Origin of the sequence: Methylophilus sp. 42 (assembly GCF_000384155.1) — a bacterium.
Taxonomy (GTDB): Bacteria; Pseudomonadota; Gammaproteobacteria; order Burkholderiales; family Methylophilaceae; genus Methylophilus.
On the sequence record NZ_KB913031.1, the window covers coordinates 758,755 to 773,052 of the forward strand.

The window sequence follows — 14,298 nt, forward strand, 5'->3', positions numbered from 1 at the left end:
AATTCATATCTGCAGGGCGGGGCAAGCTAATCAGACGTTTGTGGCTGATGGTCTTGTTTGCGCTATTAATTTGCCTCACGTTCACGCAGGCTAGCCTGCCTGTAACCACGCATCGCCTGATTGTTTTGATACTCGCCCTGGGGGTCGTCTTATGGGGGGTGTTAACCGTACTCATCTGGCATCAACAACGCACCGCACTGGGCACGCAAGCCGCAGACCTGCAAACCTTTAACCGGGTGCTGGCAGATGTTTATGCCAGTGACACGTTTACCCCGGTGGTGTTTTCTCCGACCGCATCTGCCAGCGTCGAGAGTGGCTGGCAACAACTGCGTACACAACTGGCGCAACTGGACAGCGATGGCGCCTCAGTCAAGCAACATCATCAACAACTGAATCAGCTCTACCTGGCCTTGAGCCAATGTAACCAGGCCATTGTGCAGAGCCAGGACAAGCATAGCTTGTTTGAACAGATTTGCCGGATTATCGTGAATCTTGGCCATGCCAATATGGCCTGGATTGGTGAGCTGGATAGAGACAGTAAACAGATTTTGGTCGCCAGTGCATTTGGTTCTGGCATTAACTATCTGGACGAAGTATTGATTTCAGCAGACCCGGCCGCCGCAAGCGGCAGAGGGCCGTGCGGTTTAAGCATGCTGTCAGACCACCCGTACTGGGTGCATGATTTCCAAACCAATCCTATCAGCGCGGTGTGGCATGACAAGGCCACGGAGTTTGCCTGGAAAGCCGCTGCTTTTTTACCGCTGCATGCTGAAGGCAAAGTCATCGGCTGTTTGTCATTGTATGCAGAGCATGAGCATGCATTTGAACCAGATATCCAGCGTTTACTGCAGGACATGGTCGCGAATATTGATTTCGCCCTGGGCCGCTTTGAGGTGCAAGCGCAGAACAGCCTGTTTCAAACCAATTTGCTGATGAGCGAGCAGCGCGCACAACTGGTGCTGGAAAACGCGCTGGATGCCATTGTGAATATCGACCTGCAAGGCTCTATTGTGGAGTGGAACCGGGCTGCGGCGCATATGTTTGGGTATACGCGGGCGGAGGTGCTTGGGCGCATGCTAGAGGATGTGATTGTGCCGCCTGCGTATCGTGAGGCGCATCATCAAGGCATGCAGCGTTTGCAGCAATCCGGGCACTCGCGATTGTTAGGTAAGTTGATTGAAATTACTGCTTTGCGCCGGGACGGCAGCGAGTTTCCCATTGAACTGACGATTGTGGAAATCAAGCGCGACCATGAGCATTATTACAGCGCATTTATTCGCGATATCACTACCCGTAAAGAGGCAGAAGAGCGCATACGGTTTCTGGCCAATTATGATTCTTTAACTGGCCTGCCTAACCGTCACCTGCTGAATGAACGCGTGATTGTCGAAATTGAGAAAGCCTGGGACCAGGATGGACAGTTTGCGTTGATGTTCCTCGATCTTGATCACTTTAAAGATGTGAATGATAGTTTGGGACATCGCTACGGCGATAATCTGCTGATTGCATTGACGCATCGCTTTCAAAGCCTGGTGCGACCGCAGGATACGATTTGCCGCCTGGGTGGTGATGAATTCGTGTTTTTACTGGCAGAGGCAGATCACACCATTGCCAAAGAGGTGGTAGAGCGCCTGCTAAAGGCTGTTGAGCAGCCATTTTTGATCGACCAGTACGAGCTGACCATTACCGCGTCGGTCGGCATTGCCATTTACCCGGATGATGGGTTGGATATGGAAAGTCTGCAACGCAATGCTGATGTCGCCATGTACCGCACCAAAAAAGAGAGCCGTAATAGTTACCGCTTCTTTAGTAACCATATGCAAGTGCAGACCGCGCGTAACCTGCAACTGGTCAATGCCTTGCGCCAGGCCATTGCGCTGGGACAGCTGGCGGTGTATTACCAACCGCAGGTCGCACTCGACTCTGGTCGCCTGGTCGGCGTAGAGGCCTTGCTGCGCTGGAAGCATCCGCAATTAGGTTTTATTTCGCCAGCCGAATTTATTCCGCTGGCGGAATCCAGCGGCCTGATTATTTCCATCGGCAGCTGGGTGCTGGAGCAGGCCACGCAGCAAATTCACACCTGGCAACTGGCGGGCATCCAAGATATTTCGGTATCGGTTAACTTGTCCAGTATCCAGTTCAGGGATCCAAAACTGCCTGCCCTGGTGAAGAGTATTCTCGAGCGTTATCAGGTGTCACCGCACTGCCTTGAACTGGAGCTGACTGAAGGCGTCGCACTGGAAAACCCGGAAGGGGCGGTGGCCATGATGGATGCCCTCAGCGGCTTGGGCGTACGTTTGTCGATTGACGATTTTGGCACCGGGTATTCTTCACTCAGTTACCTGAAAAAGTTTAAAGTCTACAAACTCAAGGTAGACCAGACGTTTGTCCGTGACATCACCACCGATGATGAAGACAAGGCCATTGTCATCGCGATTATTCAACTGGCGCGCAGCCTGGGCATGAAAACCATTGCCGAAGGGGTGGAAACCCCGGAGCAGAAAGCTTTCTTGCAAGCACAAGGCTGTGACGAGATGCAAGGCTATCTGCTGAGTAAACCCATGAGTAGTGAAGACGCCACGACTTTCCTGCTGTCTTATTAATTCACTTCGGTTGTTTATATCCCGGCTGTTTATTCCCCAATTTCTACGCGTTTCATCTTGACCGCACACGGTGGGCCGCGGCATTGCTGACGATGGTGTTTTTTCGCATACGCATCACAATATTTTTATGTTAATAAAATATAAATATTGTTAAAATAACTCACGAATACATCTTAATAAATCAAAGTGAGGAGTTACACAATGTATAGCAAGGGAGTCGTTTTATCCGGAATGAAGAAAATCAGCCTGGCCGTGATGCTGGCTGGTTTGTCCGCGAATCTGCACGCGATTGAGTTGTTGAGCGGGTTTGGCGGCGATGCCGGTTTTGGTGAGCTGGCCATGTTAGCCAATGATGATGATTCAAGCAACGCCTTAAATTTGCCGTTTGGTATTAATTTCTTTGGCCAGGAATTCAATCGTTTTTTTATTAACAATAACGGCAATATCAGCTTTTTGAGCGATTTGTCTACATTTACACCAGAAGCTTTCCCGGTGGCGACGCAGCCCATGATCGCCCCTTACTGGGCAGATGTAGATACGCGTGTTGGGCAAACACCGACTGCTTTCGGCAGTAATAGTGTGTATGTGGCCTCGCCCAGCGCAGAGACCGTGGTGGTGACTTGGCATAACGTCGGTTACTATCCAGCGCAAAACAATAAACAGAATAACTTTCAATTAGTGCTGCAAAAAACACCAGGCACTTCTAATGGTAGTTTCAGTGCCGAGTTTCGCTATGACCGACTGGAGTGGACGACAGGCGACGCCAGTGGCGGCGTCAATGGTTTGGGCGGCACACCTGCGCAAGCTGGCTATGATGCCGGTGATAATATCAATTACGAAACCCTGCCTGGCTCTCGTTCTAACGAGGTGCTGAACCTGGTCAATTTGAGTAATGTTTCTACGGCGACGCCTGGTTTATGGCGATTCTCGTTTAATAACGGCGCCTTGCCAGGACAAACGGCCGAAAATGCTTTTTTACCGGTGGTGGTCGATGGCGCGTATCAATTCGAGTTTAATGTGCAATTGAATCAACGTGTGTTTATTGACCCGCTGGTGGCTGTTGGCTATGACTACGAAGTCACAGGCGGTAATCAGTTTACCTCTGTATTGTTACCGCTTCTGGCAGCTGACACAGATGGTTACGCAATTTATGCTTTAGGTAATCTGACACCAGGTGGCCTGTTAGGCACCGTAACTGGTGGCACCGTGTTTAATTTTGCGACGCCACTGACAGGTTTCACGGTGGCTGGTATTGATGCTGCGGCCATGCTGGATCCGGCGAATACGACCGCATTTGTTACCGGGCTGACTTTTTTGAATGCAGGTGTGGTGCAGATGTCGCAAACACCAATTACCACATTGGTGGCACAAGTGCCTGAGCCATCCTCCTATGCCATGCTGTTATGTGGTCTGGCGGGATTGATTGTTGTGCGCAGAAAAACGCGCGCCTAAGTCTTTATTAGGCTGATCTCAAAAACCCTGCTTTTGCAGGGTTTTTGCATTCATGACACAGGCAACAGTGTGGTGCCTCACAATCGTTGTGGGCACACATATTTCTTTAAAGTCTTTTCATTGATGCATTATTTTTCTTGACACTGTAAATGATAATTATTATCATTTGAAAACAGTTTAGCCAAGGAGAGTCATGATGAAACGTCATACGGTGGTTGGAAAAACCATGCTGGCTGGAAAAACCGCCTGCAAAGTGCTTTATCACCAGTCTTCAGACACGGTGGAGCTGGAAGTCGGCGGGACCACACTCAAGTTTGAGGCCGACAGCTTTATCGTGATTAACGAAATGCTACGCAAGGCGGCGGCCCGTATTGTGATGCAGACTGAAATAGAGATGAGTGTTTGAAAGAGAGATTGCCATGAATACAATGAATATCCACGCGATGCGTTATGACCCCAGCTTGCCCGATGCTGAATCGGTGATGGCGTCATTGCTCTATATTGCGACCTTGTATATCAAGAAACCAACCTATGATCTGGCCAAGCAGGCCTTGCGCCTGGCCGAAACACTGACTGCGCCCGAGTATGCGGATTCAGACCTGATTTGCAGTGTGTCGCGTCGCATGTGTGTGCAGTGGACCCTGCTGGTCAATGAGCATGAGCAGGCTGAAACGCCACTGGCAATATAAAAACAACCGTGTTTAGGGCTTGAATATGAGTGAGGAAAGTATGTGTAAGAAAATTCTGTTGTCCGGCCAGGCTGGTTTTCGTGTGCATTATTGTGAAACACATCGCACGATAGAGCTTGAGATCGGCGCCATGAGCTTGCGGCTGGATGAAGACGCGCTGGAAGTGATGAGTGATGCTTTGGATGAGTCTGTGAGCAAGTTGCAGGCCTTGCATGCGACCAAAGGCTCTTTTCAGGCATTTATGCGGCAATTGAATATGCCGGATTAAGGCGCTGGCCTAAAGCGTAAACTACACAGGCTGTGATGCTCGCATCACCGCCTGTTTTCAGTTTCAATATTTGGCGGGTACGAACATTTCTTTGGGGACAGGTTCGCGGATGTAGTCGGCGTTGTAGACGCGCTTGGGCAGTACGACAGGTGCGTGCTCTACTTCTCCATAGTTAATCTGGCTCAACAGGTGGCTGATGCAGTTAAGGCGCGCCTTCTTTTTGTCGACGGCCTCGATGACCCACCACGGTGCTTCGGGAATATGCGTACGTTCCAGCATGACCTCCTTGGCTTTGGTGTATTGCTCCCACAGGCGGCGGGATTCCAGATCCATCGGGCTCAGTTTCCATTGCTTGAGCGGGTCGTGAATACGCGTCATAAAGCGCAAATGCTGTTCGTCGTCGGTGATCGAAAACCAGTATTTAATTAAAATAATGCCGGAACGTACCAGCATCTTTTCAAACTCCGGCACTGAGCGGAAAAACTCTTCGTATTCGTCGTCGTTACAAAAGCCCATGACTTTTTCGACCCCGGCACGGTTATACCAGCTGCGGTCAAACAACACGATTTCACCGCCTGCCGGCAGGTGCGAAATATAGCGCTGAAAATACCACTGTGAGCGCTCACGCTCACTGGGGGCAGGCAGTGCAGCCACACGGCAAACGCGCGGGTTCAGGCGCTGCGTGACACGTTTAATGACGCCGCCCTTACCGGCAGCATCGCGACCTTCAAATAGCACCACCACTTTCAGTTTGTTACGCACGACCCAGTCTTGCAATTTGACCAGCTCACCTTGTAGCCGAAACAGCTCTTTAAAGTAGGTTTGTCGATCCGACAGGGTAGATTGACTGCGCGCTGATTGCAGGCCATCGATATGAGTTGCCCCCGCAAATTCGGCCAGAATCTGCTCCATACGTTCGTCGTCCAGTTCCATTTCCAGCTCTTCATCAAAACTATCCAGCATTTCATTGTTGAAGCGTTCATCCATAGACAAACGTTCATCAACAGATTCAATTTCAGCAGATTTTTCGGTGGTCATGGAGTGTTCCGGTATGGATATGCAGAACTCTAATTTAGAGTTGCAGCATGACAATTTGATGACTATTGCGCGCTTGCCACGTCTTTTTGTCATCAATGTGACATATTTCAAAACAATACTCTGAATTCTTAATAGAACATCCGGAGAATATTGATGGATACTTCAGCGGCTAGTCATTCGACGCTGTTACATACTGCGTCTTCCTCTAAACCTAATCTCGATAAGAAATCTGGTGCGCTGACCATTGCGGTATTTGTTGGCTTATTGCTGATTGGCCTGGTGTATACCGGCTTTAGCCTGATGCACGATGTGACGGATACCGGCGCGCAGACAACCACCTGGGTGCCATTTATTTTGCTCGGTGTGGCGCTGGTAATTGCGCTCGGTTTTGAGTTTGTGAATGGTTTTCACGATACGGCGAATGCGGTGGCCACCGTCATTTATACCCATTCATTGCCTGCTAACTTTGCGGTGATCTGGTCGGGCACCTTTAACTTCCTGGGCGTGTTGGTGTCTAGCGGTGCCGTGGCTTTCGGCATTATTTCCCTGTTGCCCGTCGAGCTGATTTTGCAAGTGGGCTCGGGCGCCGGGTTTGCCATGGTGTTTGCCTTGTTAATCGCCGCCATTATGTGGAATTTAGGCACCTGGTTGCTGGGCTTGCCGGCTTCCTCATCGCATACCTTGATTGGTTCTATTATCGGCGTGGGGGTTGCCAATGCCTTGATGCATGGCCGTGATGGTACCAGTGGTGTCGATTGGGCGCAGGCGACCAAAATCGGTTATTCCTTATTGCTTTCACCGTTAATCGGCTTCTTTTTTGCGGCTTTATTGTTGCTTGCCCTGAAAGCATTTGTCAAAAGCAAAGAGTTGTATCAAGAACCTAAAGGCAATAAACCACCACCGTTGTGGATACGCGGCTTGTTGATTTTGACCTGTACCGGCGTCTCGTTTGCGCATGGCTCCAATGATGGCCAAAAAGGCATGGGACTCATTATGTTGATTCTGGTGGGGACAGTGCCGATGGCCTACGCGTTAAACCGTGCTATGCCGGTGGATCAAATGACGCAGTTTGTTGCCGTGGCACAAGTCACTCAGCAATCCCTGGCGCACAGCACCAGTTTAACTCCGCCTGCCAGCAGCGAAACTGCGCGCCATGTGCTGACTGAGTATGTGCGCACAAAGACTGTTACACCTGATGTTGTGCCTGCCTTGGCCGCCATGACTGGCAGCATAGGTGAGCAGGTGAAGTCGCATGGTACGTTTGCTGAAGTGCCTGCCGAGCAGGTAGGTAACGTGCGTAACGATATGTACCTGGTTTCTGAGGCCATTCGTTTTCTGGACAAGGATGAAAGCGTTAAATTTGACACTGATACCAAAGCCAATGTGACAGCGTTCAAAAAGGAAATTGATGGCGCAACCAAATTTATTCCGCTGTGGGTAAAAGTGGCGGTTGCGATTGCCCTGGGCCTGGGCACCATGGTGGGCTGGAAACGTATTGTGGTCACGGTGGGTGAGAAAATTGGTAAAACACACCTCACTTACGGCCAGGGTGCATCGGCCGAGCTGGTCGCCATGACCATGATAGGTGCCGCGGATATGTATGGCCTGCCGGTATCGACCACCCATGTATTGTCCTCAGGCGTGGCGGGGACCATGGCCGCAAACAAATCAGGCCTGCAAATGTCTACCATCCGCAACCTGCTGATGGCCTGGGTGCTGACCTTGCCTATGGCGATGGTGCTGTCAGGCAGTTTGTACTGGCTGTTCACACATTTGTTTTAAAGGTGTTTAAGCGGATGCTAATGACAAAAGAAATGTACAAGCGCTAATACGCTACATTTCTTTTGTCTGGCTGAGGCTGCTTGTGACTGCGGCGAGAGTCGCTTGGAATGACCTAACGGCTAATCAGGGATTTTAGCCGTTACATTTTTGGTCAGGGTATTCAACGTTTGATTCAGGGTATCAAACGCGCTGTTGTTAAGCCCGGTATCACAGGCCACACGTTTTTGTACATCTGACAGCTTGCTGCGCAAGGCCTGGCCTTCTTCGGTCAGGCTGACAATCACCACGCGCTCATCATCTTTCTGGCGTGTGCGTTTAGTCAGTTTTTTCACTTCCAGGCGTTTGACCACTGGCGTGATGGTGGCTGGTTCCAGCATCAGTTTTTCGGCGATTTGTTTAATCGACAATTGTTTGTATTGCCAGAGGGCGACCAATACCAGATATTGCGGATAAGTCAGGTTGAGTTTGTCCAGATCGGGCTTGTAAGAGCGTAGCAAGGCATGGGTTGCCGAGTAGAGCGAAAAGCACAATTGGTTTTCCAAATAGAGGTTAGGCATGAGCTTTAAAAATTATATTGTCATTAATAGGAATCATTAATCATTACAGCATCAATCGGGGTGAGTGTCTATAGCTGTTTTGTAGGAGAAACACTGGTTTTGTATAAGATATGAGACCTCACAGTGTAAATCTGGGTATTAATAGCCATTTCGAGGTGAAAGACCCTGATATGAAGCGGGGAATGGCTGTGTTTGAGGATGGCGGCGAATAGATTAAAGTGCGTTAAAATGGATGGATATCCCAGCCGAATTGATGTGCAGTAGAAAGCCTTCCGCGTTATGTTGCCTTCCGTGACTTTTCTTGACCTCGAAACCACCGGGGCGACCCCTTTACGTGACCGTATCACCGAGATTGCGCTGGTGCGCTTTGACAACGGTGTTGAAACTTTGCGCTGGCAAACCTTGGTCAATCCGCAACAGCCTATCCCGCCGTTTATTCAATCATTGACTGGCATTAACGACGCCATGGTGGCCGATGCCCCTCTGTTTGCCGAAGTGGCGGATAAATTATTAGCGTTTTTGGAAGGCTCGGTGCTGGCTGCGCATAATGTGCGTTTTGACCATGGCTTTTTAAAATCGGAATTCAAACGCCTGAATATTACTTTGCGGCAACAAGTGCTGTGTACGGTCAAACTCTCGCGCCTGCTATACCCGCAGCATTATAGTCACGGTATAGATGCCATTGTCGCCCGTCACCAGATCACCGGCCTGGCACGTCACCGCGCCATGGGCGATGTCGAGGCGATATTGATTATGTTGAATGATGCCAGGCGTGACCTCGGCGCAGAGGTGGTGCAGGCCGCTGCGCTCAAATTAATGGCCGCACCGGCCTTGCCGCCACATATCGATGCCAGCCTGGTCGGTGAGTTGCCTGAGGCGCCCGGCGTTTACCTGTTTTATGGCGAGAACGATTTGCCTTTATATATAGGTAAAAGTGTCAATGTGCGCGCACGCGTGCTATCGCACTTCAGTAGTGATCATGCCTCCAGCAAAGAGATGCGCATGACACAGGAAATGAAACGCTTTGAATGGATACCCGCCGCAGGCGAATTTAGCGCTTTGTTGCTGGAGTCACGGCTGGTAAAAGAGCGCATGCCGATTTATAACCGGCAATTGCGGCGCGAGCGCCAGTTGTGTAGCTGGCAGTTAGTGACTGGTGCACAACCGATAGTCAGGCTGGTGAATGAGGATGAGATTGACCCTAGCCAAATGGCCCATTTGTTCGGTACGTTTAGAAGCAAGCGGCAAGCCGTTGAGACCTTGCGCAAGATTGCTGACCTGAGTCATTTGTGTGCCAAAACACTGGGGCTGGAAACGGGGCGTGACGGGCCGTGTTTTGCTTATCAACTTAAACGCTGTAAAGGCGTCTGTTGCGGCCAGGAATCTGCCGAGATGCATGCCTTGCGTGTGCAGCAAGCACTGATGGCACATAAGCTCAAAGCCTGGCCGTATCGCGGCAAGATCGGTATTGAAGAATATAACCTCGAAAATGATTTACGCCAGATTCACGTGTTTGAGCACTGGGTGTATGTGGGCGTGGCGGTGGATGACGAGAGTTTGCTGGCTTTACGCGAGCAAAAAACAGTGCTTAAGTTTGATCTTGATAGTTATAAGCTGTTGTTGAAAATGCTGTCGCAGAAAAAGACCCGTGTACTGGATCTGGCTGGTTAGGAAAGCGTTCACCAACCGGGTACACGGGTAAGGGGTAGGGTAAGTATCAGGGCAGGTAGAATGTGCTATTGGTAGATACTTGCTCGCCATTCGAGAGCGCTGTTACCTCAATCTGGATGCGATGGCTGCCCTGCAAATCGCTCGCAGGTACAGACAAGCTTAAAGGTACTAATATTTCCTCAGTAGAAGCGGCTGTGAGTATCTGCTCACTTTCCACACGCAAGCCGTCTATGCCGCGGGCACGCACCTGGTAGCGCTGATTGTGCTCGGTGGCATTGGTGAGGTGCAACTGGTAAGGGTTTTCAATGCCATGGCCGGTTTCGCGGTACATGATATTGCGGTCACGCATGATATCGACCTTGAAATCGGGTTTATGCAACAGCCCGTAGCCTAACCAGGCGGTCATCAATACAAATAATCCACTATAAATCAGTACGCGTGGCCGCAGCAGATGTTGCCGCAGTTTGTGTTGCTCGCTGAGGCCAGCCGCGGAAAAGCGGATTAAGTCGCGTGGGTACTGCATTTTGTCCATGACGTCATTACAGGCATCAATACACAAGCCGCAGCTGATGCACTCATATTGCAAACCATTGCGGATATCGATGCCGACCGGACATACTTGCACGCAGATATTGCAGTCTATGCATGAGCCCAGGCCGTCTGCCTGGTAATCCTGGTTTTTGCTGCGGCCACCACGCGGTTCGCCACGTGCGCTGTCATAGGCCACAATCAAGGTGTGATTATCAAACATCGCACTTTGAAAGCGGGCATAGGGGCACATATGTTTGCATACTTGTTCGCGCAGAAAACCGGCGTTGCCATAGGTGGCCAGTCCGTAAAAGCCTAGCCAGAAGCAGGACCAACCGCCCATTTGCCATTGCAGCATGTCGCTGCATAATTCGCGTATCGGCGTGAAGTAACCGACAAAGGTAAAGCCGGTGACCAATGAAAAAGCCAGCCAGGCGGAGTGCTTGCTCACTTTGATGCCGATTTTGTGCGCGCCCCAAGGCTGGCTGTCCAGTTTTTGCCTGGCCATGCGGTCACCTTCGATCGTGCGCTCCATCCACAAAAAGATCTCGGTATACACCGATTGCGGACAGGAGAACCCGCACCAGAGGCGGCCTGCCACGGCAGTAAATAAAAACAGGCCCAGGGCGCTAATGATCAGTAGCAGTGCCAGGTAAAACAAATCCTGCGGAAAAATCACCAGGCCAAACAGGTAAAAGCGATGGGTGTCGATATCCAGCAACAGTGCCTGACGGCCGCCGTATTGCAGCCAGGGCATGCCGTAAAACACTAATTGTGTCAGCCAGATCATCAGCCAGCGCCAGTTTTTAAAATAGCCGCTGACCGAGCGTGGATACACCTTGGGTGTTTTCTGGTAAAGCGAAATAGTTTGCCCGGCGACTGGGGCTGCCACAATCGGGATCACAGGTTTGCTGCGTGAAGATGTCATACAAGCACTCGGTATCAATAAGACAAGTGCAGTGTAAAAGAGAAAGTCAGTTTAAAACAGATTCAGTTTTTTGTTAAAAAACCATATCAGATGCACAATGTTCACGCCTGCTTGATCAGTTGCCCCAGGCGTTCAATGGCCTGCAAATGCACGTGATTAACGGTATGCCCGTAATTGAGCCGGATATAGCTGGCGTATTGCTGTTGTGACGAAAACATATGGCCGGGGGCGAGACTGATGTTCTCAGCAATCGCTTGTTGAAACAGCTGCAAACTATCGCGTTGATCGGGTAGCTGTAGCCATAAGAAATAGCCGCCTTGCGGCAAGGTAAAACGTACTTGTGGCGGCAGGTGCTGGTGGATGGCTTGCGAGAATTGTAATTGCTGTAACATGAGCTGGTGCCGCAGCTGGCGCAAGTGTTTGTCATAGCCGCCTTTGGCCAGGTAACTCGCTAATGCCAGTTGTGCCGGAATCGAGGTGGCCAGGGTGGTGGATATTTTTAAGCGGGTGATTTTTTCGGCAAAGCGCCCGGCGGATACCCAGCCGACCCGGTAGCCCGGTGCCAGCGCTTTGGAAAAAGAGCTGCAATGCATCACCCAGCCCTCTTTGTCCCAGGTGTTGGCAGGTAGCGGACGCTGTTTGCCAAAATATAATTCGCGGTACACATCATCTTCTATCATGGGCAATTGATAGCGCGTGATCAACTCGACCAAGGCCTGCTTTTTTTGCTCCGGCATCAGGCTGCCGGTCGGGTTCTGAAAGTTGGTCATCAACCAGCAGGCTTTGGGTTGGTGCTGAATAATGGCGCGCTCCAGTGCCGCCAGGTCTATGCCTTGCTCGGGGTGGCTGGGCACCTCAATTGCGCGCAGGCCCATGCGCTCAATTGCCTGTAAAGCCGCATAAAAGCTGGGCGACTCGATAATCACGCTATCGCCAGGCTGGGTCACGGCGGCCAGGCAGAGGTTGAGTGCTTCCAGTGCGCCATTGGTAATCACAATGTCACTGAGGTCGGTGGGTTTGCCATCCAGTTGGTAGCGCAATGCAATCTGGCGCCGGAGGGCGACATCGCCCTGACCAATGTCACTGACTGTATCTTGCGGTTGCATACGGCGCACGGTGCTGGCCATATGGTCGGCCAGTTTTGACAGCGGGAATAGCAACGGGCTGGGAAAGGCTGAGCCGAAAGGAATCTGCTGCGGGTCTTTGATGCGCTCCAGCAGGTTGAACACCAGGTCGCTGACTTGCAGTGTGGTAGGCGTGCCTTCATCGCTGGCGGTGTGTGGTAACAGGCGTTCACTGCGCAGCGGTCCGGCGACGTAATAGCCGGAGCGCGGCCGCGTCACAATCAGGCCGCGAGCTTCCAGCAGGTAATAGGCCTGGAATACGGTAGAAGCGTTGACCTGCTTGCTGGTTTGGATCTGGCGGATAGAGGGCAGTTTGTCACCACGCTTGAGCAGGCTTTGCTGAATCGCGCTGGCGATTTCTTCGGCAATGATTTCGTATTTCTTCACAACTAGCCTTGCTGCCGCTAAGCACATAATCTGATATGGTTAATTTAATCTAAACTGCCGCTGTTCGGCAATGCCTGGCCGCGATAAGCTGCTATCTTTTGTGAAAAAGGCTAGGCATGCATATCTCTGAATTGCTGACGTCGGCAGTGAAAAGCGTGGCGCAACAGAATAAAAAACACTATGCATTAACATTGCATGACGGACAGGCGCTGCAACTGAAGGTCGCAGATATGTTTAACGTGCACTTGTTGCAGCAGGATCATCCGCTTGCCTGTGTGCATTTTCAACCGCTGAGCTCATTGAATAATATTGAAATGCAGCCAATTTACCGCGTGGCTTCGCTACGCACGGCGACGGGCGAGGATACCCAGCTCTCTGCCGAATTGCTGGAATGCGTGTTTGCGGTGTATCGTTATTACACCAATGGCAGTATCCGGCCCTGGCGAAACGCTGTAAAATAAGGTGTTGGATGGTAAGTCAGGCTGTTAATCCAGTGGGCTGGGCAGCCGTGAAAAACATGCGCAAATATATTTGCATTCTGCAATAAATTGCGTATAATTGCGGGTTCTTTAAAAGGCGACGTTTAAGGCATCATTATGTACGCAGTGATTAAAACAGGTGGCAAACAGTACAAAGTAGCCGCTGGTGACAAATTAAAAGTAGAAAAATTGGTTGGTGACGTTGGTTCTACTGTTGTGATCGACAAAGTGTTGTTGATTGCTAACGGCGAGTCAACTACGATTGGTGCACCTTTGGTGGCCGGTGCTAAAGTGAGTGCGACTGTGGTATCACATGGCCGTGGCGACAAAGTGATGATTTTTAAAATGCGTCGTCGTAAGCACTACCGTAAGACTCAAGGTCATCGCCAGAGCTATACCGAAATTCAAATCGACACTATTTCTGCTAAATAATTAAGCAGATTGCTAGAGGGAATCAAACATGGCACACAAAAAAGCAGGCGGTAGTTCACGTAACGGCCGCGACTCACAAGCAAAACGCCTGGGCGTTAAAGCTTTCGGTGAAACAGTAGTTAACGCTGGCAGCATCATCGTTCGCCAACGTGGTACTAGAATGCACGCTGGCGAAAACGTCGGCATGGGTAAAGACCACACACTGTATGCATTGGTAGAAGGCAAAGTTAAATTTGCAATCAAAGGCGCGTTGAAGCGTCATACCGTGAGCATCGAAGCGGTTTAATCAAAGTTGTATGTAAAAAGCCCTGTCGCTTGACGGGGCTTTTTACTTTATAGTTCGCAGATTGCATGCAGCCT

Annotated in this window: 14 protein-coding genes; 10 read left to right on the forward strand and 4 right to left on the reverse strand. The window is 50.6% G+C overall.

Annotated features, from left to right (window positions below):
• Positions 1–47 precede the first annotated feature (47 nt).
• The 5 genes from MET42_RS0103695 to MET42_RS0103715 all read left to right on the forward strand — a co-directional run bounded on the left by MET42_RS0103695 (position 48) and on the right by MET42_RS0103715 (position 5,012).
• Positions 48–2,603: a bifunctional diguanylate cyclase/phosphodiesterase gene (locus tag MET42_RS0103695; protein WP_232411645.1), complete on the forward strand. Its 2,556-nt coding sequence runs from the start codon at positions 48–50 to the stop codon at positions 2,601–2,603.
• Between the two features lie 231 nt (positions 2,604–2,834).
• Positions 2,835–4,055: a nidogen-like domain-containing protein gene (locus MET42_RS0103700; RefSeq protein ID WP_019881439.1), complete on the forward strand. Its 1,221-nt coding sequence runs from the start codon at positions 2,835–2,837 to the stop codon at positions 4,053–4,055.
• Between the two features lie 193 nt (positions 4,056–4,248).
• Positions 4,249–4,461 (forward strand): hypothetical protein, encoded by a 213-nt coding sequence (locus MET42_RS0103705; protein ID WP_232410995.1) that lies wholly within the window; start codon positions 4,249–4,251, stop codon positions 4,459–4,461.
• Between the two features lie 13 nt (positions 4,462–4,474).
• Positions 4,475–4,744, forward strand: coding sequence for a hypothetical protein (locus tag MET42_RS0103710; protein WP_029512310.1), 270 nt, complete (start codon positions 4,475–4,477; stop codon positions 4,742–4,744).
• Between the two features lie 40 nt (positions 4,745–4,784).
• Positions 4,785–5,012: a hypothetical protein gene (locus tag MET42_RS0103715; protein WP_228519697.1), complete on the forward strand. Its 228-nt coding sequence runs from the start codon at positions 4,785–4,787 to the stop codon at positions 5,010–5,012.
• A gap of 63 nt (positions 5,013–5,075) precedes the next feature.
• On the opposite strand, the gene ppk2 is transcribed toward MET42_RS0103715, so the two are convergent.
• The gene (ppk2, locus tag MET42_RS0103720) at positions 5,076–6,050 is read right to left on the reverse strand and encodes a polyphosphate kinase 2 (RefSeq protein ID WP_019881443.1); all 975 of its coding nucleotides are present in this window, start codon (positions 6,048–6,050) and stop codon (positions 5,076–5,078) included.
• A 153-nt stretch (positions 6,051–6,203) separates the two neighbouring features.
• Between ppk2 and MET42_RS0103730 the strand changes: the two genes are divergently transcribed.
• Positions 6,204–7,832, forward strand: coding sequence for an inorganic phosphate transporter (locus MET42_RS0103730; protein ID WP_019881445.1), 1,629 nt, complete (start codon positions 6,204–6,206; stop codon positions 7,830–7,832).
• A gap of 119 nt (positions 7,833–7,951) precedes the next feature.
• Here MET42_RS0103730 and MET42_RS0103735 read toward each other — a convergent pair whose 3' ends face one another.
• Positions 7,952–8,362 (reverse strand): MarR family winged helix-turn-helix transcriptional regulator, encoded by a 411-nt coding sequence (locus MET42_RS0103735; protein ID WP_232411281.1) that lies wholly within the window; start codon positions 8,360–8,362, stop codon positions 7,952–7,954.
• Positions 8,363–8,668: 306 nt separating this feature from the next.
• Here MET42_RS0103735 and MET42_RS0103740 point away from each other — a divergent pair, with 306 nt between their 5' ends.
• Positions 8,669–10,060 (forward strand): 3'-5' exonuclease family protein, encoded by a 1,392-nt coding sequence (locus MET42_RS0103740; protein WP_019881448.1) that lies wholly within the window; start codon positions 8,669–8,671, stop codon positions 10,058–10,060.
• Positions 10,061–10,106: 46 nt separating this feature from the next.
• Here MET42_RS0103740 and ccoG read toward each other — a convergent pair whose 3' ends face one another.
• Both ccoG and MET42_RS0103750 read right to left on the reverse strand, forming a co-directional pair.
• The gene (gene ccoG / locus MET42_RS0103745) at positions 10,107–11,516 is read right to left on the reverse strand and encodes a cytochrome c oxidase accessory protein CcoG (RefSeq protein ID WP_019881449.1); all 1,410 of its coding nucleotides are present in this window, start codon (positions 11,514–11,516) and stop codon (positions 10,107–10,109) included.
• A 101-nt stretch (positions 11,517–11,617) separates the two neighbouring features.
• On the reverse strand, positions 11,618–13,027 hold the full coding sequence (locus MET42_RS0103750) for a PLP-dependent aminotransferase family protein (RefSeq protein WP_019881450.1): 1,410 nt from the start codon (positions 13,025–13,027) through the stop codon (positions 11,618–11,620).
• Positions 13,028–13,143: 116 nt separating this feature from the next.
• Between MET42_RS0103750 and MET42_RS0103755 the strand changes: the two genes are divergently transcribed.
• From MET42_RS0103755 to rpmA, 3 genes are all read left to right on the forward strand, one after another.
• Positions 13,144–13,488 carry a hypothetical protein gene (locus MET42_RS0103755; protein WP_019881451.1) on the forward strand — a complete coding sequence of 115 codons (345 nt, stop codon included), beginning with the start codon at positions 13,144–13,146 and terminating at the stop codon, positions 13,486–13,488.
• A gap of 135 nt (positions 13,489–13,623) precedes the next feature.
• Positions 13,624–13,938, forward strand: a complete 315-nt coding sequence (gene rplU / locus MET42_RS0103760; RefSeq protein WP_019881452.1) for a 50S ribosomal protein L21 — start codon at positions 13,624–13,626, stop codon at positions 13,936–13,938.
• Between the two features lie 28 nt (positions 13,939–13,966).
• On the forward strand, positions 13,967–14,224 hold the full coding sequence (gene rpmA, locus MET42_RS0103765; RefSeq protein WP_019881453.1) for a 50S ribosomal protein L27: 258 nt from the start codon (positions 13,967–13,969) through the stop codon (positions 14,222–14,224).
• Positions 14,225–14,298 lie beyond the last annotated feature (74 nt).